General features: G+C 71.8%; 23 protein-coding genes. 8 read left to right on the top strand and 15 right to left on the bottom strand.

Annotated elements, in window-relative coordinates:
- Positions 1-55: 55 nt before the first annotated feature.
- The 9 genes from ACFY0P_RS30745 to ACFY0P_RS30705 all read right to left on the bottom strand — a co-directional run bounded on the left by ACFY0P_RS30745 (position 56) and on the right by ACFY0P_RS30705 (position 10364).
- Positions 56-601, bottom strand: a complete 546-nt coding sequence (locus ACFY0P_RS30745; protein WP_388920221.1) for an arginine repressor — start codon at positions 599-601, stop codon at positions 56-58.
- A gap of 7 nt (positions 602-608) precedes the next feature.
- Positions 609-1805 carry an acetylornithine transaminase gene (locus ACFY0P_RS30740; protein ID WP_388920218.1) on the bottom strand — a complete coding sequence of 399 codons (1197 nt, stop codon included), beginning with the start codon at positions 1803-1805 and terminating at the stop codon, positions 609-611.
- A complete protein-coding gene (gene argB / locus ACFY0P_RS30735) occupies positions 1802-2704 on the bottom strand; it encodes an acetylglutamate kinase (RefSeq protein WP_388920215.1) in 903 nt (300 codons plus the stop codon). The genes ACFY0P_RS30740 and argB overlap by 4 nt, the downstream gene beginning before the upstream one ends.
- Positions 2701-3852: a bifunctional glutamate N-acetyltransferase/amino-acid acetyltransferase ArgJ gene (gene argJ, locus ACFY0P_RS30730; protein WP_388920212.1), complete on the bottom strand. Its 1152-nt coding sequence runs from the start codon at positions 3850-3852 to the stop codon at positions 2701-2703. The genes argB and argJ overlap by 4 nt, the downstream gene beginning before the upstream one ends.
- Positions 3849-4877 carry an N-acetyl-gamma-glutamyl-phosphate reductase gene (gene argC, locus ACFY0P_RS30725; protein ID WP_388920209.1) on the bottom strand — a complete coding sequence of 343 codons (1029 nt, stop codon included), beginning with the start codon at positions 4875-4877 and terminating at the stop codon, positions 3849-3851. Before argC ends, argJ begins: the two co-directional genes overlap by 4 nt.
- A 312-nt stretch (positions 4878-5189) precedes the next feature.
- Positions 5190-5609, bottom strand: a complete 420-nt coding sequence (locus ACFY0P_RS30720; RefSeq protein ID WP_388920206.1) for a GtrA family protein — start codon at positions 5607-5609, stop codon at positions 5190-5192.
- Complete coding sequence (locus ACFY0P_RS30715) at positions 5609-6583, bottom strand: glycosyltransferase family 2 protein (RefSeq protein WP_388920203.1); 975 nt, start codon at positions 6581-6583, stop codon at positions 5609-5611. The genes ACFY0P_RS30720 and ACFY0P_RS30715 overlap by 1 nt, the downstream gene beginning before the upstream one ends.
- A 24-nt stretch (positions 6584-6607) precedes the next feature.
- Positions 6608-9232 carry a YfhO family protein gene (locus ACFY0P_RS30710; protein WP_388920201.1) on the bottom strand — a complete coding sequence of 875 codons (2625 nt, stop codon included), beginning with the start codon at positions 9230-9232 and terminating at the stop codon, positions 6608-6610.
- A 196-nt stretch (positions 9233-9428) separates the two neighbouring features.
- Positions 9429-10364 (bottom strand): DMT family transporter, encoded by a 936-nt coding sequence (locus tag ACFY0P_RS30705; protein WP_388920198.1) that lies wholly within the window; start codon positions 10362-10364, stop codon positions 9429-9431.
- Between the two features lie 81 nt (positions 10365-10445).
- Between ACFY0P_RS30705 and ACFY0P_RS30700 the strand changes: the two genes are divergently transcribed.
- The 4 genes from ACFY0P_RS30700 to ACFY0P_RS30685 all read left to right on the top strand — a co-directional run bounded on the left by ACFY0P_RS30700 (position 10446) and on the right by ACFY0P_RS30685 (position 13639).
- Positions 10446-11354 carry a LysR family transcriptional regulator gene (locus ACFY0P_RS30700; RefSeq protein WP_388920195.1) on the top strand — a complete coding sequence of 303 codons (909 nt, stop codon included), beginning with the start codon at positions 10446-10448 and terminating at the stop codon, positions 11352-11354.
- Between the two features lie 85 nt (positions 11355-11439).
- The gene (locus tag ACFY0P_RS30695; RefSeq protein ID WP_388920192.1) at positions 11440-12426 is read left to right on the top strand and encodes a phosphotransferase family protein; all 987 of its coding nucleotides are present in this window, start codon (positions 11440-11442) and stop codon (positions 12424-12426) included.
- A gap of 88 nt (positions 12427-12514) precedes the next feature.
- A complete protein-coding gene (locus ACFY0P_RS30690; protein WP_388920189.1) occupies positions 12515-12949 on the top strand; it encodes a carboxymuconolactone decarboxylase family protein in 435 nt (144 codons plus the stop codon).
- A gap of 240 nt (positions 12950-13189) precedes the next feature.
- On the top strand, positions 13190-13639 hold the full coding sequence (locus ACFY0P_RS30685) for a DUF6314 family protein (protein ID WP_388920851.1): 450 nt from the start codon (positions 13190-13192) through the stop codon (positions 13637-13639).
- Between the two features lie 86 nt (positions 13640-13725).
- Here the strand turns inward: ACFY0P_RS30685 and ACFY0P_RS30680 are convergent, their stop codons facing one another.
- The 3 genes from ACFY0P_RS30680 to ACFY0P_RS30670 form a co-directional block, all read right to left on the bottom strand.
- Positions 13726-14319, bottom strand: a complete 594-nt coding sequence (locus tag ACFY0P_RS30680) for a histidine phosphatase family protein (protein ID WP_388920186.1) — start codon at positions 14317-14319, stop codon at positions 13726-13728.
- 116 nt (positions 14320-14435) lie between these two features.
- A complete protein-coding gene (locus ACFY0P_RS30675) occupies positions 14436-14882 on the bottom strand; it encodes a GNAT family N-acetyltransferase (RefSeq protein WP_388920183.1) in 447 nt (148 codons plus the stop codon).
- A 43-nt stretch (positions 14883-14925) separates the two neighbouring features.
- Positions 14926-16371, bottom strand: a complete 1446-nt coding sequence (locus ACFY0P_RS30670) for a PLP-dependent aminotransferase family protein (protein ID WP_388920180.1) — start codon at positions 16369-16371, stop codon at positions 14926-14928.
- On the opposite strand from ACFY0P_RS30670, the gene ACFY0P_RS30665 reads away from it, so the two are divergent.
- Both ACFY0P_RS30665 and ACFY0P_RS30660 read left to right on the top strand, forming a co-directional pair.
- A complete protein-coding gene (locus ACFY0P_RS30665; protein ID WP_388920177.1) occupies positions 16370-17320 on the top strand; it encodes a DMT family transporter in 951 nt (316 codons plus the stop codon). The genes ACFY0P_RS30670 and ACFY0P_RS30665 overlap by 2 nt on opposite strands.
- Before the next feature lie 13 nt (positions 17321-17333).
- Entirely contained in the window at positions 17334-17534 is a 201-nt protein-coding gene (locus ACFY0P_RS30660; RefSeq protein WP_388920174.1) for a DUF1918 domain-containing protein, read from the top strand.
- A gap of 132 nt (positions 17535-17666) precedes the next feature.
- Here the strand turns inward: ACFY0P_RS30660 and ACFY0P_RS30655 are convergent, their stop codons facing one another.
- Positions 17667-18899: a glycoside hydrolase family 10 protein gene (locus ACFY0P_RS30655; protein WP_388920171.1), complete on the bottom strand. Its 1233-nt coding sequence runs from the start codon at positions 18897-18899 to the stop codon at positions 17667-17669.
- Between the two features lie 171 nt (positions 18900-19070).
- On the opposite strand from ACFY0P_RS30655, the gene ACFY0P_RS30650 reads away from it, so the two are divergent.
- Both ACFY0P_RS30650 and ACFY0P_RS30645 read left to right on the top strand, forming a co-directional pair.
- Positions 19071-19931 (top strand): 3-hydroxybutyryl-CoA dehydrogenase, encoded by an 861-nt coding sequence (locus ACFY0P_RS30650; RefSeq protein WP_388920168.1) that lies wholly within the window; start codon positions 19071-19073, stop codon positions 19929-19931.
- Between the two features lie 208 nt (positions 19932-20139).
- Entirely contained in the window at positions 20140-20397 is a 258-nt protein-coding gene (locus tag ACFY0P_RS30645; protein ID WP_388920165.1) for a hypothetical protein, read from the top strand.
- A gap of 8 nt (positions 20398-20405) precedes the next feature.
- On the opposite strand, the gene ACFY0P_RS30640 is transcribed toward ACFY0P_RS30645, so the two are convergent.
- A complete protein-coding gene (locus ACFY0P_RS30640) occupies positions 20406-20942 on the bottom strand; it encodes an NUDIX hydrolase (protein ID WP_388920162.1) in 537 nt (178 codons plus the stop codon).
- 56 nt (positions 20943-20998) lie between these two features.
- Positions 20999-22348: a transcriptional regulator gene (locus ACFY0P_RS30635; RefSeq protein ID WP_388920159.1), complete on the bottom strand. Its 1350-nt coding sequence runs from the start codon at positions 22346-22348 to the stop codon at positions 20999-21001.
- Between the last annotated feature and the right edge of the window lie 190 nt (positions 22349-22538).

Below are 22538 nucleotides of genomic sequence, written 5' to 3'. Positions count from 1 at the left end.
CGGTCGGCGGCCACCGCGGCCGGCCTTGGTGAGCGGCCGTCGTCTGTGGCCGTCGTCAGTGGCCGTTCTGGGCCAGGCGCAGCAGGTGGTCCGCGAGGGCCTGCCCGCCGGTCGGCTCCCTGCTGATCAGCAGCACCGTGTCGTCGCCGGCGATCGTCCCGAGGATGTCGTGCAGCTCCGCCTGGTCGATCGAGGACGCCAGGAACTGGGCCGCGCCGGGCGGGGTGCGCAGGACGACCAGGTTGGCGGAGGCCTCGGCCGAGATCAGGAGTTCCTGGGAGAGGCGGCGCATCCGCTCCTCCTTCGCGGACTCCCCCAGCGGGGCGCGGGGCGTGCGGAAACCGCCCTCGCTCGGCACCGCGTAGATCAGCTCGCCGTCGGTGTTGCGGATCTTCACCGCGTTCAGCTCGTCGAGGTCCCGGGAGAGCGTCGCCTGGGTGACCGTGAGCCCGTCGTCGGCGAGCAGTTTCGCGAGCTGGCTCTGCGAGCGCACCGGCTGCCGGTTGAGGATGTCCACGATCCGGCGGTGCCGGGCGGTCCGGGTCTGCGGCACCGCGGGCCCCGCCCCGCCCGACTGGTCGAACTCCTGCGCCTGGCTCATCGTCGTCTCATTCTCCGGATCGTCCGTCCCCGCTCGCTGCGTCGAGGATGCCGGGCAGGGCGCTCAGCAACGCGTCCGCCTCGGCGTCGCGGAGGTTCAGCGGCGGCATCAGCCGTACGACGTCGGGAGCGGGCGCGTTCACCAGGAACCCGGCCTCCTGAGCCGCCTGCTGCACCTGCGCTGCCAGCGGCTCGGTGAGCACGATACCCAGGAGGAGGCCCGCGCCCCGGACATAATCGATCAACCGGTGGCCGAGATCCTCGATTCCGTCCCGCAACCTCTCGCTCTGCCGCTTGACGTTCTCCAGCAACCCCTCGTTCTCGATGGTGTCGAGGACGGCGAGGCCGGCGGCGCAGGCGACCGGGTTGCCGCCGAAGGTGGTGCCGTGGTGGCCGGGCTGGAGCAGGTCGGCGGCGCGGCCGAAGGCCACGGTCGCGCCGAGCGGCAGCCCGCCGCCGAGCTGCTTGGCGAGGGTGACGACGTCGGGCAGCACGCCCTCGTGGGCCTGGTACTCGAACCAGGTGCCGGTACGGCCGATGCCGGTCTGCACCTCGTCGAGGACGAGCAGCGCGCCGGTGGCGGCGGTGATCGCGCGGGCCGCCTTGAGGTAGCCGGCCGGGGGCACGACCACGCCGTTCTCGCCCTGGACCGGCTCGATGACGACGAGGGCGGTCTCCTCGGTGACCGCGGCGGCCAGCGCCTGCGCGTCGCCGTAGGGCACGTGGGTGACGTCGGCGGGCAGCGGTCGGAACGGCTCCTGCTTGGCGGGCTGTCCGGTGAGCGCGAGGGCGCCCATCGTCCGGCCGTGGAAGCCGCCGTCGGTGGCCACCATGTGGGTCCGCCCGGTGAGCCGGCCGATCTTGAAGGCGGCCTCGTTGGCCTCGGCGCCGGAGTTGCAGAAGAAGACCCTGCCCTCCCGGCCGAAGAGCTGGACCAGCCGTTCGGCGAGGGCGACGGTGGGCTCGGCCATGAAGAAGTTGGAGATGTGGCCGAGGGACGCGATCTGCTTGCTCACGGCCTCGACGATCGCGGGGTGGGCGTGGCCGAGCGCGTTGGTGGCGATGCCGCCGACGAAGTCGTAGTACGGGCGGTCCTCGGTGTCCCACACCTTCACGCCCTCGCCGCGGACGAGGGGCAGGCGCGGGGTGCCGTAGTTGTTCATGAGCGCGCCCTGCCAGCGCGTGGTCAGTTCCTGGTTGCTCATGACTCCCCCTCCTGGTCCGGCACGACCATCGTGCCGATGCCTTCGTCCGTGAAGATCTCCAGCAGGATCGAATGCTGGACCCGGCCGTCGATGACCCGGGCGGTGGTGACGCCGTTGCGCACGGCGTGCAGGCAGCCCTCCATCTTCGGCACCATGCCGGAGCTGAGTTCCGGCAGCAGCTTCTCCAGTTGGGAAGCGGTGAGGCGGCTGATCACCTCGTCGGAGTTCGGCCAGTCCTCGTAGAGGCCCTCCACGTCGGTGAGGACCATGAGGGTCTCGGCGCCCAGAGCAGCAGCGAGTGCCGCAGCCGCCGTATCAGCATTGACGTTGTAGACATGTCCGTCGTCCTCGGAGCGGGCGATGGAGGAGACGACCGGGATGCGGCCGTCGGCGAGCAGGGCCTCGATAGCGCCCGTGTCGATCGAGGTGATCTCGCCGACCCGCCCGATGTCGACGAGCTCGCCGTCGATCTCGGGCCGGTGCTTGGTGGCGGTGATGGTGTGGGCGTCCTCGCCGGTCAGTCCGACGGCGAGCGGGCCGTGCTGGTTGAGCAGGTTCACCAGCTCGCGCTGGACCTGCCCGGCGAGCACCATCCGTACGACGTCCATGGCGTCCTCGGTGGTGACCCTGAGGCCGGCCCTGAACTCGCTGACGATGCCGTGTCTGTCCAGCGCGGCGCTGATCTGCGGGCCGCCGCCGTGCACGACGACCGGCTTGAGGCCGGCGTGGTGCAGGAAGACGACGTCCTGGGCGAAGGCCGCCTTCAGGTCCTCGTCGATCATGGCGTTGCCGCCGAACTTGATCACGACGGTCTTGCCGTTGTGACGGACCAGCCAGGGCAGGGCCTCGATGAGGGTCTGGGCCTTGGGCAGCGCGGTGTGCTTACGCGTGGTGCTCATGACGAGTACGCGCTGTTCTCGTGGACGTAGTCCGCGGTCAGGTCGTTGGTCCAGATGGTGGCGGTCTCGGAGCCGGCGGCGAGGTCGGCGACGATGTGCACCTCGCGGTAGCGCATGTCGACCTTCTCGCGGTCCTCGCCGACGCCGCCGTTCTTGCACACCCAGACGCCGTTGATGGCGACGTTGAGCCGGTCGGGCTCGAAGGCGGCCTTGGTGGTGCCGATCGCGGAGAGGACGCGGCCCCAGTTGGGGTCCTCGCCGTGGATGGCGCACTTGAGGAGGTTGTTGCGGGCGATGGAGCGGCCCACCTCGACGGCGTCGTCCTCGGAGGCGGCGTTGACCACCTCCACCTTGATGTCCTTGCTGGCGCCCTCGGCGTCCCGGATCAGCTGCTGGCCGAGGTCGTCGCAGACGGCACGGACGGCCTCGGCGAACTCCTCGTACTCCGGGGTGACGTCGGCCGCGCCCGAGGCGAGCAGCAGCACGGTGTCGTTGGTGGACATGCAGCCGTCGGAGTCGACGCGGTCGAAGGTGGTCCGGGTCGCTGCTCGCAGCGCCTTGTCGAGCACCTCGCTCTCGACGACCGCGTCCGTGGTGAGGACGACCAGCATGGTGGCGAGGCCGGGGGCGAGCATGCCGGCGCCCTTCGCCATCCCGCCGACGGTCCAGCCTTCCTTCGTCACGACCGACGTCTTGTGCACGGTGTCGGTGGTCTTGATGGCGATGGCGGCCTTCTCGCCGCCGTGCTCGGAGAGCTGGGCCGCGGCGGCCTCGACTCCCGGCAGCAGCTTGTCCATGGGCAGGAGCACACCGATCAGGCCGGTGGAGCAGACCGCGACCTCGATGGCACCGCGCCCGAGCACCTCGGCGGCCTTCTCGGCGGTCGCATGGGTGTCCTGGAAGCCCTTGGGACCGGTACAGGCGTTGGCGCCGCCGGAGTTGAGGACGACGGCCGAGACCTGGCCGCTCTTGAGGACCTGCTCGGACCACAGCACCGGCGCGGCCTTCACGCGGTTGGAGGTGAAGACGCCCGCGGCGGCGCGGCGGGGCCCGGTGTTGACCACGAGGGCCAGGTCCGGGTTGCCGTTCTCCTTGATCCCGGCGGCGATGCCCGCGGCCGTGAATCCCTTCGCTGCCGTCACGCTCACGGCGCAACTCCGATCGTGGTCAGCCCGGTGGTCTCGGCGAGACCCAGGGCGAGGTTCATGCTCTGGACGGCACCGCCGGCGGTGCCCTTGGTCAGGTTGTCGATGGCGCTGATCGCGATGATGCGGCCCACCGCCTCGTCGTACGCGACCTGCACCTGAACGGCGTTGGAACCGTAGACGGACGCCGTGGCGGGCCACCGGCCCTCGGGGAGCAGATGGACGAAGGGCTCGTCGGCGTAGGCCTTCTCGTAGACCGCGCGCACGGACTCCCCCGTCACCCCGACCACGGCCTTGGCACTGCACGTGGCGAGGATGCCCCGGGGCATCGGCGCGAGCGTCGGCGTGAAGGAGACGGCGACCCGCTCCCCCGCCACCGCGCTCAGGTTCTGGATCATCTCGGGGGTGTGCCGGTGGCCGCCGCCGACGCCGTACGGCGTCATGGAGCCCATGACCTCGCTGCCCAGCAGGTGCGGCTTGGGCGCCTTGCCCGCGCCGGAGGTGCCGGACGCGGCGACGATCAGCGCCTCGGGCTCGGCGATCCGGGCGGCGTAGGCCGGGTACAGGGCGAGGGAGACGGCGGTGGGATAGCAACCGGGTACCGCGATGCGCTTGGACCCCTCCAGCGCGGCGCGGGCACCCGGAAGTTCGGGGAGGCCGTAGGGCCAGGTGCCGGCGTGCGGGGAGCCGTAGAAACGCTCCCAGTCGGCCGGGTCGGTCAGCCGGAAGTCGGCGCCCATGTCGACGACGAGGACGTCCGGGCCGAGCTGCTCGGCGACTGCGGCGGACTGCCCGTGCGGGAGCGCGAGGAAGACGACGTCGTGCCCGGCGAGGGCTTCGGCGGTCGTCTCCGCCAGCACCCGGTCGGCCAGCGGGAGCAGGTGCGGCTGGAGCGCGCCCAGGCGCTGGCCCGCGTTGGAGTTGCCGGTCAGGGTGCCGATCTCGACCTCGGGGTGCGCGAGGAGCAGCCGCAGGACCTCTCCGCCCGCGTACCCGCTCGCTCCGGCCACCGCCGCACGTACCGCCATGTCCATCCTCCTCCAGATGGCATGACTATACGGTTCCCTGCACTTTTATGCAACGCACCGCCTACGGGGATCGCCTCACCGAGGAGACGCGAGGTGCCCTGCTGCACCTGAGGGACAAGGGCGGAACGGCGACGGAGGAGGACTGCGCCCCCTTGTGGCAGCACATCGCGCCACGCCACTCCTCGAAGCGCTGCGCGCCATCGCCCGGATCGGCACGGTCTCTTCGGCCGTACGAGCCGTGCTGCGTTCCTGGAGGACGAGGAGATCCGGTCCGCGATCGACGAGGCCTCGCCCTGGCAGAAGGCGTCGCGCCTACGCCGCCTCCACCTTCGGCAGCATGACCCACCGCGACACCACGAAGGTGACCGGAATCGCCGCCGCCGACGCCATCAGCGGAGCGAACTTGCTTCCCGCGTGCAGCACGTCGACGATCACGTACACCCCCACCGTGGTGAGCACGAAATTCGTGGCGTTGGTCAGCGGGAACAGCAGGAATTTCCGCCAGGTGGGACGCGTCCGGTAAGTGAACTTCGCATTGAGAAAAAACGAGCCGATCATACTCAGGAAAAACGCGAGAATATGCGCGGCCAGGTACGGCAAATAGCTCAGAAAAAGCAGGTAGAGGCCGTAGTACGTCGCGGTGTTCACGACGCCCACCACGGCGAAGGTGATGATCTGCCCGGATATCGGGCGGGTGGGGCCGGTGGCGGTCGACAGGGTGGCGTTCGGCATCAGGGGATGAGGTCCTTCGTCGTGCCGCGGCTGCGGTCTTCCGTTCGGTCCACGTTCGTCGCCTTCACCAGGAAGTGCGGGCGCCCCTTGACCTCGTAGTAGATCCGGCCGGTGTACTCGCCGATGACCCCGAGCATGATCATCTGTACGCCGGCCAGGGCGGTGACGGCTGTAATGATGGTGACATAGCCGGGCGTCTGGACACCGTGGATCATCGCGGCGCCCACGATCCACGCCGTGTACGCGCCGGCGAGGGCCAGCAGGGCCAGGCCCAGGTAGAGCGCGGCGCGCAGCGGGCGGTTGTTGAAGGAGAGCAGCCCGTCGAGACCGTAGTTGAGCAGGCTGCGGAACGACCAGGAGCTGCTGCCGTGTTCGCGCACCGCGTTCTCGTACTCGAAGGTGGTGCTGGGGAAGCCGACCCAGGCGAACAGGCCCTTGGAGAACCGGTTGTACTCGGTGAGGCTCACGATCGCGTCCACCACCCGGCGCGACATCAGCCGGAAGTCGCCCACACCGTCGACGAGTTCGACGTCGACCAGCCGGTTGATGAGCCGGTAGTAGAGGCGGGCGGTGAGGGTGCGGGTGACGCGGTCCCCCTGCCGGGTGCGCTTGGCGATGACCTGGTCGTAGCCCTCGCCGCGCAGTTCGACCATGCGCTTGATGAGCTCCGGCGGGTGCTGCAGGTCGGCGTCCATGACGATGACGGCGTCGCCGGTGGCGTGCTTCAGACCGGCCAGCAGCGCCGACTCCTTGCCGAAGTTGCGGCTGAAGGAGACGTACCGGACGCGTGCGTCGCCGTCGGCGATCTTGCTGAGGAGCGGCAGGGTGCGGTCGCGGCTGCCGTCGTCGACGTACACGAACTCCATGTCGTGGCCGAGCGGCAGGAGTTCGTTGGCGATCTTCTGGACCTGTTCGTGGAAGCGCTCTATGACGTCTTCCTCGTTGTAACAGGGCGCGACGATCGATATCAGCATGGGTCTCTTCCCCCTGGGGACGGGTCAGTGAGCGGTGGTCGTGCGCTCACCGGGGCGGGTGGCGGTTCTGCGGCGTACGGCCGAGACGGCGCCGAGGAGGATCAGGGTCAGCAGCGAGGCGCCGCCGACGGCGGTGCCCAGGCGCAGGCCGGGCGGGTGGAAGGTGCAGGTCAGGCTGGTGGCGGAGGCGTCGAGCGGGACGGCGATCAGGCCGTGGAACTCGCTCGCCGCGACCTCGTCACCCCCTGCGGAGCAGCGCCAGCCGGCGATCCGCGGGGCGGCCACCACGGCGGTTCCGCTGCTGCCGGCGGGCAGTCGGGCGTGCAGGGTGCCGTCGGAGACGGTCACCTTGGTCGCGCCGGTGGACTTCAGGTGCTGTACGGCGGTGCGCAGCCGCGCGGTGTCGAGGCAGCCGACCGCGCCCTGTGCCGGGACCCGGCTGAGCCGGTTGGGCTTGAGGTCGATCCGGATCCGCCCCGAAGCGCGTACCGTGCCGAGCGGCTGCATCGCGGCGATCTTCGTGTTCTCGGCGTCGGACCGGAACAGCTTCTGCTCGCCGCCACTGGCGAGTTGGGCGGTGCCGGAGTAGTGCGGTGCCCACAGGAAGACCGAACTCCCGGGCCGGCACCGGGCGGTGATCGTCTGTGCTCCGTCGACCAGCAGGCCCCGCGCCGCGTCGCCCTTGCGCGCACCGCTGAGGGTGGTGCGGGGCAGGGTGTAGACGCGGGCGCCGAGCAGGAGTTCCTGGTTGCGGTACGGGGAGGGGCCGAAGGCGGCCGGGGTGGAGTGCGCGGCGGTGGGCCGCACGGTCACCAGCGGCGGGACGTCCGCGCCGGTGACGGTGGACGGGCCGCCGCCCCGGGGCAGCCACTTCTGGTGCGGGTCCGGCGGGTTGTGCACCCGGGCGCCGACCGAGAACACCGCGTCGGTGACGGGGTTGTCGAGGCTCTGCAGGCTGCGGCCCCGTGAGGTCCAGCCGTCGCCGAGCGCGGTGAGGGTGCGGCTGAGGACGTCGGCGGTGAGGCTGCTGTAGTACTGGGAGCCCTGGCCGCCGACCATCATGGGGTCGTTGGCGACGGTCTGGTCGCGGCCGGGTTCGGTGCGGTACGCGGGCCAGTTGTCGGCGCTCGCGACCGCGTCCGCCTCCTGCTGCTGGCGGTCGCCCCAGGGGGCGTAGTCGTCCATCTGGCCGAGCCGCATCCGGGTGGCCACGGCCGAGGTGGCGGCGGCCTCGCCGAACTGCGCGCCGATCAGCAGCGCCACGGCCAGCCCGGCCAGCACCGGCCTGCCGTTCCGCAGGCCGAGCAGGGCGAGCCCGCCGAGCGCGCCCGCGACCGCGAGCAGCACCACCGGCCAGGTGTGATGGCTGTGCTGCTGGGTGAGGGCGCTGCGGCTCGCGGCGGCGGCGATCAGGACCAGCAGCACGGCGGCCGAGCCGAGTGCCCGCAGGTCCGGGAGTCCGTGGGCCAGCGCGTGCCAGGCGGCGATGACCAGCAGGGCGCAGAGTACGAAGGCCTGCCGGTAGGAGCTGCCGTTCGGGGCGGCGAAGGCGTGCCAGGCCAGGCTGGTCGGCGCCCACTGGAGCGACAGGGCCACCGCGAGCACCAGGACCGTCCAGCCCACCCGCACCCGGACCGGGACCTTGCGGTGGAAGGGCAGGGCGAGAGCGAGCACCAGGGCGGTGATGCCGACGTAGAGGGCCGGGGAGCTGTAGCTGTAGGTCGTCGGCAGCAGCCGGGCCAGCAGGTCCTCGGTGCCGACCGGGGCGAAGTGGCCCTCGCGGCCCGGGTAGGCGTGCTTGGTGCCGGAGTACACGACGATCACCAGCGGCGCGGCCAGGCCGATGCCCAGCCCGACGGTCACCCCGGCGCGGCCCACCACCACCAGGGCGCGCCGCCACGGCAGTTCGGTGAGGACCAGCCGGAGCAGCAGCACCAGGGCGGCGCCGAGGGTGGCCATGTAGGCGGTGTAGAAGTTGGCGATCCAGGCGAGCGCCACGATCAGCACACTGAGCAGCGGGCGCCGGCCGGCCATCGCCCACTCGCCGACCAGGCAGAACAGCGGGAGCGCGATCAGGCCGTCGAGCCACATCGGGTTGTAGGAGGCGAGCGCGAGGCTCCAGCCGCACAGGGCGTAGGAGGCGCCCAGGAGGCCGGCCGCCCACCAGCGGCCGCGGCGCAGCCTCATCAGCAGCCAGGCCATGGCGGCACCGGCGACCGCCGTCTTCAGCACGGTGATCGCGTACACCGCGAGGTCGATCTCGTCGCGCGGGAAGACCGCGACAAGGAGCGCGAACGGGCTGCTCACGTAGGTGCCGAGGTCCGGCAGGAAGCTGGAGCCGTAGCCGGACTGCCAGTTGACCAGGAGGCCGCCGTCGGCCCTGCCGTGCAGCAGGTCCCACAGGTGGGCGTGGAAGGGCACGTACTGGTTGCCGAGGTCGTTGACGCTGCGGGTGCGGGACCCGAACGGATAACTGCGGGCGATCACGTCGGCGGCACAGAACGCCACGGTGGTGAGAAGTGCCGCGAGCAGCGCCGCGGTCGCTCTCGGATCGGCTCTCCGCCATTTCCCCGGGCCGGTTTCCCGTTCCGCCTCGCCCCCTGCCGGTTTCGCCCCCTGTTCGCGCCCGGCCGGGATGGTGCGATTCATTCTGTGCGGCCCCCAGATAAAAAACGGGGTCGTCAGTCCCCGCAGGTCGGTGTTTCGCCGACTTAGACGGGTAGAGGTTCCGGATGGTTGTGCCATGCCTGTGAAGTAATAAGGCGAATTCCGAATCCGTGTGCACTACGGGAAAGAATTCACGACTTCAAAGGAAACGGCAGCTTTCCGAAAAATGTTTTGCAGGTTAACTTGCCTGTGTGGCGCCTGCATCCGCACGGCGCGGAACCGCGTCGCGCGCCGCCGCCGGAGAGAGCCCGCGATGTACCCGTTCGACGGCTTGACCCCAGTACGTCCCCGTGACGATCAGTGCGGCTCCGAGGACGGAGAGCCCGGTGAGCCGCTCGCCGCCGAGGACGGCGCCGACCAGGAGGGCCCACACCGGTTCGGTGCCCAGCAGGAGTCCGGCCCGGGTCGCGGAGGTGTGCTGGACCGCCCAGGTCTGGGCGAGGAAGGCGAACAGACCGCAGAACAGGGCGAGGTAGACGAGCTGGGCCCAGGTGGCGGCGCCGGTCCGGGCCAGCGCCGGCAGTCCGGAGGCCGCGGGCCAAAGGAACAGGGCGGCACCGACGGCGCACTGCACGGCGGTCAGCTGCAGCGGGCGCAGGGCCCGGCCCGCGGTCACCCGGCCGACCAGCACCACATGCCCGGCGCGGACCACGGCCGCCGCGAGCATCAGCAGATCACCGGCTCCGGGGGCGCGCAGCCCGTTGCCGGAGACGAGCAGCCCGACACCGGCCAGGCACACCCCGGCGGCGAGGAAGAACCTGCCCGGCAGACGGACCCGGTCCAGGACGGGGGTGAGGACGAGGGTGAGGCTGATGATCAGGCCCGCGTTCCCGGCGCTGGTGTGGGCGACGCCGTACGTCTCCAGGACGAGGACGGCGGCCTGGGTGAGCCCGAGCAGACCGCCGTAGACCTTCTCGTCCCGGGTGAGGGAACCGGCGGGGCCGCCGGGCCGGCACAGTAGCGCCGCGCACGCGAGCGCGGCGACGGCGTAGCGCACGAAGAGGACGGTCGGGACGGGGAGGGCGTCCGTGGCGGTCTTCGCCGTCAGGTAGCTGGAGCCCCAGACGACGGCGACGGCCAGGAGCACCACATCGATACGACGGGTTGTAGGCATGCCGTTCACGATCCACGACCTGCATGTTGAAGTAAACGACGACCTTCTCAAACAACCCTTTAGCAGAGCTACACTCACACCGTGGACGAACGGCAGCTGCGGGTCCTGCGGGAGCTGGGCGAACTGGGCAGCGTCACGGCGGCCGCCGAGGCGCTGCGGGTGACGCCCTCGGCCATCTCGCAGCAACTGCGGCTGCTCCAGCGCTCGATCCCGGTCCCCCTCACCGAACGGGCCGGCCGCCGGCTGGTCCTCACGCCGGCCGGGCAGGCCCTGGCCGACGCGGCGATCGGTGTGGAGGCCGCCCTGGCCCGGGCCCGCCACACCATCGACGCGTACGTCGACGAACCCGACGGCACGGTGTCGCTGGCCGCCTTCCACAGCGGAGCCGCCGCCTTCTACCCCTTGCTGCTACGGCGGCTGAGCGGGCCGGGATCCCCCCGGCTCGCCCTCCACGACGAGGACGTGGCCCAGGCCGGCTTCCCGCCGCTGACCCGCGCCTACGACCTTGTCCTGGCCCACCGCCTGGACCACGCCCCGCCCTGGCCCCGGACCGCGACGGCCACTCCGCTGCTGCGCGAACCGCTCGACATCGCCCTGCCCGTCGGCCACCCCCTGGCCGCGCGACCCGCCGTGACCGCGCACGACGTCGCCGACCAGCCCTGGATCACCGTGCACGACGGCTTCCCGCTCCTGGCCACGGTCGAGGCGATCGCGGCCGCGGCCGGGCGCGGAGTCGACATCGTGCACCGCGTCAACGAGATCGCCGTGGTCGCCGAGGTGGTCGCCGCGGGCGGCGGCGTCGCCCTGATGCCCCGCTGGACGTCCCGCCCGCACCCGGGCGTGACCCTCAGACCGCTCGCGGGCATCGAGGCGCACCGTCACATCGACGCGCTCCACCGCCCGGAGCGCACGGCCCGCAGGGCGGTGCGCTCCGTTCTCGGCGAGCTCGTCGCGGCCGCGGAGACCATCCGAAGCAGGGGTCACGGCTGACCCTGATCCCGTATCTTCGGGAGCGCTCCCACGCGCTCCCAGCGCCCCTCACGCACCGCCCCGCCGGACGAGAGCGAGTCGCCGCATGCAGAGCCTCACCAAGCGCCGGTTGTCCGCCGCCGGACTCGACGCCCTCCTCCGCGGGGCGACGGACGTCGGCTGCCGACTGGAGGAGGAGCTGACCGACGGCTGGTTCAACACCGCCTACCGGGTCCGCCTCGACGACGGACGCGCGGCCGTGGTGAAGCTCGCACCGCCCGCCGAGGCTCCCGTGCTCCGCTACGAACGTGGGATCATGGGCACCGAGGCCATGGTCTACCGGCGTCTGGCCGGCCTGCCCGCGGGAGCGGTACCGACCCCCGAACTGTTCTACGGGACAGACGACTTCCTCGCCGTCTCGGTGCTGGAGGGCACCCCCTGGGACAAGGCCGCCGAGCGTCTCCCGCCCGCCACCGCGTCGGCGCTGCGCCGCGAACTGGGCGCCGTCACCGCCCGCCTGCACACGCTCACCTCCGAGGACGGCCGCTACGGCTATCCGGCGCCCGGGGCGGAGCTGTCCGCCGCCGACTGGCGCACCGCGTTCACGGCCATGGTGGAGGCCTTGCTGGCGGACGCGGCCCGCTGGGGGGCCGACCTCGGGGTGCCCGCCGCCGGGATACGGAGCCTGGTGGCCGAGGGCGGCCCGGCGCTCGACGAGGTCACCGAGCCCAGGCTCGTCCACTTCGACCTCTGGCCGGGCAACATCTTCGTCGACGACCGGGCGGACGCGCCCCGGATCACCGGCCTCATCGACCACGAGCGCGCCTTCTGGGGCGACCCGGCCGCCGAACTGGTCTCGCTGGAGTTCGGCGGGGACGTCGGCCCGGAGAGCGACCTGGTGGCCGGGTACCGAGCGGCCGGCGGGTGCCTCGACTTCTCCCCCGAACTGCGCCATCGCCTCGCCCTGTACGGCCTCTACCTGGGCCTGATCCTGGTGGTGGAGTGCGGCCCCCGGGGTTATGCGGGGGAGCACGCCGACTGGACCCGGACGTTCCTGGGCGAACGGGTCGCCGCACTGCGCGCACTGGGGTGACCGCGGAAACGGGCTTGACCTCGAGCGTGCTCCAACTCCTAGCGTTCTTCTGGTCGTGACCGGATCCGAGGAGAACGGAAGAGCTGACATGAGCGAGAGCACCACGCGCGAAGAACGTTTCGCCCACGGCCTGGAGGTCCTGCGGAAGGTCGACGGCGACGTCGGGCAGCGGGTCATCGCCTCGCTGGCCGACGTCAGCCCCGAGCTGGGCCACCAGATCGTCGCCTGGGGCTTCGGCGAGATCTACGCCCGCCCGGAACTCCTCCCCCGGGACCGGCAGTTGGTGACGCTGGGCATGCTCACCGCACTGGGCGGCTGCGAGCCCCAACTGGAGGTGCACGTCAACGCGGCCCTCAACGTGGGCCTCACGCCCGGGGAGATCGTCGAGGCGCTGCTGCACTCCGCCGGGTACTGCGGTTTCCCCAAGGCGCTCAACGCCACCCTGGTCGCCAAGAAGGTCTTCGCCGAGCGCGGGCTACTGCCGGTCGGACAGCAGCCCGCGCCGGACGCTACTTCCGCCTGATCCCCAGGAAGGTGACCGAGTTCGCCGGGAAGGTGCAGGTGAACCGGCCGGCGACCCCGGTGAGGTGGACGTGACCGGGGCGACCGCGGTGGACGTCTCGGTGTTCACCGCGCCACGCGCCGCCGCGAGCCGGCCCCGCACCGATAAGGAAGGGGCATGAGCGCGTCAATGGGGCGGGAGTTCCGCGCGTCGGCCGCGGGCCTGGGCGGCGTAGGGTTGTGGGCCGACGAAGGGACGACCGTGGGCGAGTTCTGGCCGGTGGCGGATGTACTGGCCCATCTGGCCGGCCGGTGGCGGGTGGACCGGACCGTGCGGGACCTGGCGGGCGGCGACGAGGGCCGCTTCGAGGGGGCCACGGTGTTCCTGCCCCTGGACGGCGGCGGCCTGCTGCACGAGGAGTCGGGCACGTTCACCTGGCAGGGCGTGGCCCGGCCCGCCGAGCGCACCCTGCGCTTCCTCCCCGGCCCACGCCCCGGCACGGCCGACGTGCGTTTCGCCGACGACCGCCCCTTCCACGACCTGGACCTGACGTCCGGGCGGTACGTCGCCGACCACCCCTGCGTGGCCGACCTCTACCGCGGCGAGTTCACCGTCCAGGACGCCGACCACTGGCGCACGGTGTGGCGAGTGGCCGGCCCGGCAAAGGACCTGCTTCTGACGACCGACTACGTGCGCCAGAGCGCCCCGTAAGGGGCGCTGGGGGAGGAACTGCGCGACCAGCCCACAACGCCGCCGCACCCGACCCACGGCCCCACTCGGCCCTCCCAGCGGAGCGCCTACGTGCGGGAGGTCTGAGCCGACGCCGGGTCGAAACGCAGGTTCCAGCGGCCGCCCCGGCCCGTCACCGTGGTCGTCGAGAGCGGGCGGACGTCGATGTTCCAGTAGGTCGCGGGCGGCGCCTTGAGCACGTAGACGAGGGCGGCCCGGATCACCGAGGGCTCGGCGACGGCGACGATACGGTCGCCGTCGCCCACGGGGCGGGTGTCGAGCCAGCCGCCGACCCGGGTGATGAACGCCAGCAGCGACTCGCCACCGTGCGGGGCGCCGAGCGGGTCGGAGAGCCAGGCGTCCACCTGGTCCGGCTCCCTGGCCATCGCCTCGCCGAGCGTCAGCCCGCGCCAGCGGCCCATGTCGCAGTCGCGCAGCGCGAGCTGGACCAGCGGGGCGTACCCCAGGGCGTCGCCGGTCGCGCGGCTGCGCGGAGTCGGCGAGCAGTAGCGCAGCTCGGCCGCCGCGAGAGGCAGGAGCTCACCGGCGACGCGCTGCACCTCGTCCCAGCCCGCCTGGTCCAGCGGGCGGTCGTCCTGGAAGCGCTCCGCGAGCAGCGGTGAGCTGCGCGCGGCCGCGACGAACGTGACCCGAAGTGGCATGCGGCGATGGTGTGACGCGCATGTGCGCAGGTCAAGGGCGATTGGGCTGTGAGTTGTCGGACGTGGAGGAAATGTTACTCAAAGGTCAGGAGGAGTCCGACAAGTCAACCGGAATGTCACTCGGGCGACGTGTAGTAGAGCGCCATCCACTGGTCCGGGCGTTCGAGCGGGGCGAATCCGAGCTTCTCGTAGACCCCGTGGGCGTCGTGGGTGGCCAGCAGCACGCGTCGTACGCCGTACGGCCGCAGGTGCTCGCGGACCGCGCCGACCATCGCCGTGCCGACGCCCTTGCCGCGCACCGACGGGTCGACGTAGACGTCGCAGAGCCAGGCGAACAGCGCCTGGTCGGTCACCACGCGCGCGTACGCCACCTGCTCCCCGGTGACGGTGTCGTAGACCCCGAAGTTGAGCGAGCCCGCCATCGCGCGCTCCTGCTGGTCCAGCGGGCGGCCGGTCGCCCAGTAGGCATCGGTCGACAGCCAGCGGTGGACGCGCTCGACGTCCACGCGGTCGGTGTCGGCGGAGAACTCGTAGCCCTCGGGGAGGCCGGGTGCGTCGCTCATGCGGGGATCCTCGCCGGTCGGGCGTCCGGGCGTCGATCGGTTTTCAGGGTCTGGGACGCAGCGCCTCGTCGCACGCGGCGCGCAGCCGTCGTACCCCCTCCAGGATCTCCCCCGTCCCGGCGACCGCGGCGAAGCTCAGGCGGACGTGGGCGGCCGGGGCCTCGGCGCTGAAGTACGGGCGGCCCGGGGTGATGGAGACGCCGGCCCGGAGGGCGGCGGCGGTCAGGGTGGCGTCGTCGGCGCCGTCGGGCAGGCGCGGCCAGAGGTGGTAGCCGCCGGAGGGGATGTACGGGAGGGCGAGTTCGGGGATGTGGTGGGCGAGGGCGCCGGTGAGGGCGTCGCGGCGGGTCTTCAGCTCGGCGGCCAGGTTGCGCAGGTGGCGGGGCCAGGCCGGGGAGCCGACGAGTTCGAGGGCGGCCTCCTGGAGCGGGCGGGGGACGAAGAAGGTGTCGACGATCTGGATGGCGCGCAGGCGTTCCAGGACCGGGCCGCGGGCGGCCAGGGCGGCCACCCGGAAGCTCGGCGAGGTGGCCTTGGTGAGCGAGCCGACGTGGACGACGACTCCGTCGGGGTCGTCTGCGGCGAGCGGGCGGGGCAGCGGGCCCGCGTCCGCGTGCACCAGCCGTCGCACGAAGTCGTCCTCGATCACGAACGCGCCGGCTGTGCGGGCGATGCGCAGCACCTCGGCGCGGCGATCGGGGGCGAGGACGGCGCCGGTCGGGTTCTGGAAGAGGGGCTGGCAGACGAACACCCGGGCGCCGGTGGCCTTGAAGGCGTCGGCGAGGAGCGCGGGGCGCACGCCGTCGGGGTCGACCGGGACCGGGACCGGGCGGAGGCCGGCCGCGCGGGCGATGGCGAGCATGCCGGGGTAGGTGGGCGACTCGACCAGGACCGGGGCGCCGGGCGGGGCGAGTGCGCGCAGGGCGGTGGCCAGGGCGGACTGGCCGCCGGAGGCGACCAGCACCTCCGCGGCGGTGACCGCGCCGCCGATGTCCCGCGCGAACCACTCGCGCAGTTCGGGGAGGCCTTCGAGCGGCGGCCGGCCCCAGGCGCCGGGGCGGCGGCCGGCCCGCGCCAGCGCCGCCGCCATGGCGCGCTCGGGCTCCAGGGTGGCGTGCAGGTAGCCGCCGCTGAGCTCCAGCACGCCGGGCGGCGGGGCGGCGAGGCACACCGTGACCCCGGAGGCGTCGACGGTGCGTGGGACCACGTCGAGGGCGCCGTCGGCGCTGAGCGCCACCTCCTGCCAGGAGGTGTCCCCGGCGGGCTCGGCCGCGGTGCGCGGCGGGGCCTTGAAGGCGCCCGCGCCGGGCCGGGTGACGACCAGGCCCTCCGCGACCAGCTGGGCCAGCGCCCGGGAGACGGTCACCGGACTCACCCGGAACTGCTCGACAAGGGCCCGGCTCGACGGGAGCTTTCCACCTGGCGAGTAGCGGTCGAGGTCCCGCCGCAGCCGTTCCGCCAGTTCCACGACACTGCTACGCTCTTGCATGAGAGCAGAGAGTAGCGCTACCAGCCCGACTTCAATAGCGGTCGGCACGCCACCGGCCGACGCCCCGGCCCCTTCCCCGGCCGCCCGCTCCTCCCGACGGTTCGGCACCCTCCAGGCCGCCCTCGGTGTCGTCGCCTTCTCCCTCACCTTCCCGGCCACGGCCTGGGGCCTGGAGGGCTTCGGGCCGTGGGCGCTGGTGGCGGTGCGCAGTGTGCTCGCGGCGGCCATGGCGGGCGGCTGCCTGCTCTTCCTGCGGGTACGGCTGCCCGAGCGCCGGCACTGGGCGGGGCTGGCGGTCGTCGCGGCCGGGGTCGTGCTCGGCTTCCCGATGCTGACCACGCTCGCCCTGGAGACCTCCACCACCTCGCACGCGGCCGTCGTGGTGGGCCTGCTCCCGCTGACCACCGCCCTCTTCTCGGCCCTGCGCATGGGCATCCGCCCCTCCCGCACCTTCTGGGCGGCGGCCCTGGCGGGCGCGGCGGCCGTACTGGCGTTCACCGTCGCCCAGAGCGGCGGAGCGCTGACGACGGCCGACGGCTACCTGTTCGCTGCCCTGGTGGTGTGCGCGGCCGGTTACACCGAGGGCGGCCGGCTGGCCCGGATCATGCCCGGGTGGCAGGTCATCGGCTGGGCGCTGGTGGGCTGCCTGCCGCTGACCGGGCCGGCCGCGGTGGTCGCGCTGTCGTACGAGCCGGTCGTCTGGAACGCGCACGGGGTGGCCGGCGTGCTGTGGGTGGCGGCGGGTTCGCAGTTCCTCGGCCTGGTGGTCTGGTACCGGGGGATGGCGGCCGTCGGCATTCCGAAGGCCAGCCAGTTGCAGTTGGCCCAGCCGCTGCTCACACTGGTGTGGTCGGTGCTGCTGCTGGGCGAGCACCTCACCGCGGCCGCTCCACTCACGGCCGCCGCCGTGCTCGTGTGCATCGCCGTCACCCAACGATCGCGATCGTGAGGAGGCCCTGGAGATGCGTGCATCCGAGGGCGACCAGCTTGTCCAGCACGGCAGGGTGGTCGGACAGCACGACCAGGTCTCGGAAGTCGTCCAGGTACTCGGCCCCGAGGGCAGCCCGCCCTACCGGGTCCGCTTCGAGGACGGCCACGAGGCCATCATGTCCCCCGGTCCCGACTGCCAGGTCAGGCACCGGGAGATCCACGAACAGCGGTAGCGCTCCGCTGGGAGTGCCGCGAGGTGGCGTATGCCGTCGGTTGGCTGCGGCACCGTCGTGGCTTTGTCGCGCAGTTCCTCCCCCAGCCTCCGGCTGGGGGTACCCCCAGCGCCCCTATCGGGGCGCCGCAGCTCAGCTCGGTGGGGTCGCCGGCTGCTTGTAGTGGTCGGCGACCACCCGGGAGAGCGCGCCGATCCGGTCGGCGGCCACGTCCTTGGCCGCGAAGTACACATGCCCGCCCACCTGCGGGTACTTGTCGGCCAGAGCGAGATGGCGGGACAGTTCGGCCGGGTCCTGCCAGGCCGAGGCGGCGCCGGCGGCCCCCGCCTGGTAGAGCGCCTCACCGATGTACAGCCGGGTCCCTGACCCCTTGGCCACGCCCGCCCACCAGTCGACCACCTTGGCGTAGTCGGCGGCTGCGTTGCCGATCTGCCAGTACGCCTGCGGGACGATGTAGTCGATCCAGTTCTTCTGCACCCATTTCCGGGTGTCCGCGTACAGGTCGTCGTACGTCTCGACGCCCGCCCTGGTGTCGGAGCCGCGGGAGTCGGTGGTGGCGTTGCGCCATACCGCGAACGGGCTGATCCCGAACCGGGTGCCGGGTCGCAGCTTCCTCACCCCGGCGGCGATCTCGGTGACCAGCTTGTCGGTGTTGTCCCGCCGCCAGGCCGCCCGGGACGAGAAGTCCCCGCCGTGGGTGTCGTAGGCGGCGTCGTCGTCGAAGGTCTGGCCGGCCACCGGATACGGGTAGAAGTAGTCGTCGAAGTGGACCGCGTCCACGGGGTACTTGGCGACCGCGTAGAGGATCGCCTGCTCCACGAAGGTGCGGACGGCCGGGATGCCCGGGTTGTAGTAGAGCTTGCCGCCGTACCGCACGACCCAGTCCGGGTGTGTGCGGGCCGGGTGGGAGGCGACCAGCCGGCCCGGGTCGGTGTGGTTGGCGATCCGGTACGGGTTGAACCAGGCGTGCAGCTGCAGGCCCCGGGCGTGGGCCTCCTGGACGGCGGTGCCCAGCGGGTCCCAGCCGGGGTCCTTGCCCTGGGTGCCGGTGAGGTACTGGGACCAGGGCTCGTAGGGCGAGGGCCAGAACGCGTCGGCGGTGGGCCGCACCTGGAACATCACGGCGTTGAGCCGGTGGTCGACCGCCTTGTCGAGGAGGGCGGTCAGCTCCTTGCGCTGGGCGGACGCCGACAGTCCGGTGCGGGAGGGCCAGTCACGGTTGGAGACGGTCGCCAGCCACATGCCGCGCATCTCGGTGGCCGCACGGCGGGGCGGGTGTCCCGTCGGCGCGGCGGCGCCCGGTGTCGCCGACGCCAGCACGGACAGGGTCGCCAACGCGAACGCCCTGCGAGACACTCGTGCCATCGTAAGACCCTCTCACTCTCCGGATCCGCGTGGTCACGGATCGCCTCCGCGGCACAGGATGCCCGCACCCGGACGATCGATCATCGATACTTACGGGTAACGTGCTCGAACGGAGCAGGCGCCGGATCCGGAGGTCCTGCCGGCCGCTCGTAGATCAGCGAAGGGGACGATGTGACCGACATCGAGAAGGTCGGAGTCGTGGGCTGCGGCCAGATGGGAGCGGGCATCGCCGAGGTCGCCGCCCGCGCCGGTCTGGACGTGCGGGTCGCCGAGACCACCGGCGAGGCCCTGGAGATCGGCCGTACCAGGCTGCACAACTCCCTGGCCAAGGCCGCCGAGCGCGGCAAGATCTCCGCGGAGGAGCGGGACGCCACGCTGGCGCGGCTGAGCTTCACCACGGACCTCGGCGAGTTCGCCGACCGTGACCTGGTGATCGAGGCCGTCGTCGAGAACGAGCAGGTGAAGACGGAGATCTTCCAGGTGCTCGACCAGGTGGTGACCCGCCCGGACGCGATCCTGGCCTCCAACACCTCCTCGATCCCGCTGGTGAAGCTGGCCGTCGCCACCTCCCGCCCCGACCACGTCGTCGGCATCCACTTCTTCAACCCCGCCCCGGTGCAGAAGCTGGTCGAGCTGATCCCGGCGCTCACCACCTCCGAGGGCACCCTCAGCCGCGCCCAGATGTTCGCCGAGAAGGTGCTCGGCAAGCACGCGATCCGCGCCCAGGACCGCTCCGGCTTCGTGGTCAACGCGCTGCTGGTGCCGTACCTGCTCTCGTCCATCCGGATGTTCGAGTCCGGCATCGCGAGCCGCGAGGACATCGACAACGGCATGGAGATGGGCTGCGCGCACCCGATGGGCCCGCTGAAGCTGTCCGACCTGATCGGCCTGGACACCATCGTCTCCATCGCGAACAGCATGTACGCCGAGTACAAGGAGCCGCTGTACGCCGCTCCCCCGCTGCTCCAGCGCATGGTCGAGGCCGGCCGGCTGGGCCGCAAGACCGGCTCGGGCTTCTACACGTACGGCTGATCACGCCCCGCTGACTACAGGGAGCGATGCTCCACGGGCCCGGCACCTGCTGCGGTGCCGGGCCCGCGTGTTTCACACTCCGTGTGCACCGCGGGCACGCATATGCCCCTCGCACACTCTCCCCACGCGCTCACCAGGCGAGTTCACTCTTCATGCGCATGCAAAGGGATGCGGAACAACACCCTCGATCACGCAAAGGAGCGGACCCGTGACCACCGAACCGGAGCATCCCGTGGTCCAAGGAGAACTCGCAGAGTTACGTCGTCGCCTCGATGTGGCCTACGCCCAGGTCGAGGGAGGGCTGAACCTGCTCAGCCATCGCACCAAGGAGACCGCCAAGGAACTGGACGAGCTCAACACCCGCCTGGCCTCGCTGGAACACGCCCGCTGGCCCCTGCCTTCCCTCGCCGCGCTCACCGCACTGGGCGCCCTGGTCGTCACGGTCTGGCAGGCGCTGGCCCGCTAGAGCCCGCTCTAGTCGTCGGCGAGCCTCATGTGGTGCAGCAGGAGTAACGCGGCCGCCATGTTGGCGGCCGGGACCTCCCCGCGGGCGATCAGGTCCGGGACGAGCTTGAGCGGGACCCACTCCCGCCGGTCCGACTCGAAGTCGTCCACGGGGTGTCCGACATACTCGCCCTCGTCGGACCAGTAGATGTGGTGCCGGGCGTCGGTGAGGCCGTTGGACGGCTCCACGGTCATGAGATGGTGCAGGGTTCCCGGCCGCCAGCCGGTCTCCTCCTCCAGTTCCCTGGCGGCCGCGACGGCGATGTCCTCGCCGTCCTCGACGACTCCCGCCGCGAGTTCCCAGCCCCAGCTGTCGGTGATGAAACGGTGGCGCCACAGGAGGAGGACCTCGCCCGCCTCGTTGACCACCGTCGCCACGGCCACCGGCCGCAGCCGTATCAGGAAGTGGTCGAGGTGCCGGCCGTCCGGCAGCTCGACATCAGCGAGATTCACGCTGAACCAGCGGTTTTCATACACAGTTTGTTCGTTCTGTTTCGTCCACTGCACGGTTCTGCCACCTTCCGCCGAGTAAGTGGCAATATCGCAGCAGCGGCTTCGAAGGCCTACCGCGCCTGGAGCGGTACGCGCAGTGCGCCGTCGATCAGCTCGGCGGCCTCGGCGGTTCCGGAACCGCCGCTGCGCACCAGGTGCTCGCGTACCGCGCGGAGTCTGTCGCGCAGGCGCTGGGACTCCATTCCGCGGGCCTGCTCGGCCATCTGCACGGCCGTGGCCACCGCGTTGTCGGCGTTTCCCTGACGCAGTTCGATGGTGCTCAGCATGGCGAGCCGGTGCACCCGCCCCCGGTCGTGGGCGGGGTTGTCGACGGCGGCCGCCGCATGCTCCCGGGCGGCGGCGAGTTCGCCGAGGCTGAGCAGCGCCTCGGCCACCTGCACGTTGACCAGGCCGGGCTGGACATAGCCGGTCTCGTCGGGCTCGTGGCCGCGCCGGATGCGTTCGGCGGCCGACTCGGCCCGCCGGATGCAGGACAGCGCGCTCGTGCCGTCGCCGAGGTGGGCGTACGCCTTCGCCTGCATCGCGTACAGATCGGAGGCGAGGGCGGGGGTGATGTGCTTGCCGGCGGTGCGCAGCGCGGCCTCCGCGAAGGCGACGGCCTGCCGGAACTCCCGCATGAACAGCGCCTGGTTGACCAGGAGTGCGATGACGTACGCGCCGAGTCCCCGGTCACCGCTGGCCTTGGACAGGCGCAGCGCCTGGTGGAAGTAGCGCTGGGCGAGGCCGTGGGCGTCGGAGTCGTAGGCGCAGATTCCGGCGATCGCCACCAGTCCCCCGGTGGCGCGGTGCAGTTGACGGCCCGTGGCATCGGTGTAGCTGCCGCGCAGCAGCGGCGCCGCCTCGGCGTTGAGGAAGCCGACGATCCGGGTGCGGGTGGCCATGCCGCCGGCCTTGCGGTACATCTGCTCGTAGTGCGCCCGGGCGGCGCGCAGCATCTCCAGGTCGGCCGGCGTGACCCGGTGCCGCCCGCCCCGCGAGACGTCGACGTCCTCCGGGGGGTTCTCCCACTCCCACACCGGCATCACGGCGGGCGTGCCGGTGACGGCGGGCGCGCCGAGTATGTGCGGGCGCTGCTGTTCGTCGGAACGCCACAGGGCGGTGGCCCGTTCGACGAAACCGGAGAGCGAGGTGGCGTGCGGGACGCTGGGCTCGCCGGGTACCCCGAGGCCGATGTCGTCGAGGGTGACCGGCCGGTGCAGGCGGACGGCGAGCACCTCGCAGATCAGGTCGGGCACCTGGCCGCGCGGCCGCTGGCCCTTCAACCACCGTGCGACGGCGGTGTGTTCATAGCGCAGCGAGAGTCCACGGGCGCGGCCCGCCTGGTTGACGTGCGCGGCGAGACCGGCGTGCGAGATCCCCGCCTCGTCCAGGATCGCGTCGAGCAGAGAGTTGGGCTGCATGGATGCCCCCCGAGTGGCCTGGTGCCGTCAGCGTAGTGCGGGTGCGTTCACACGGGGTGTGAACGAAGTGCGCGAATCCGTAGCGTGCACGCACTGTCGCGGAGAGTGTCGGGCCGGTTGACTGAACTGCCTCGCAAGAGGCCGGCCGGGCCGCCGGCTCCCCCTCGTACAGTGCGGTGGCCTGGCCGTT

Source organism: Streptomyces sp. NPDC001714, from assembly GCF_042892755.1.
Taxonomy (GTDB): Bacteria; Actinomycetota; Actinomycetes; order Streptomycetales; family Streptomycetaceae; genus Streptomyces.
This window is presented reverse-complemented; position numbering and strand designations above follow the sequence as displayed.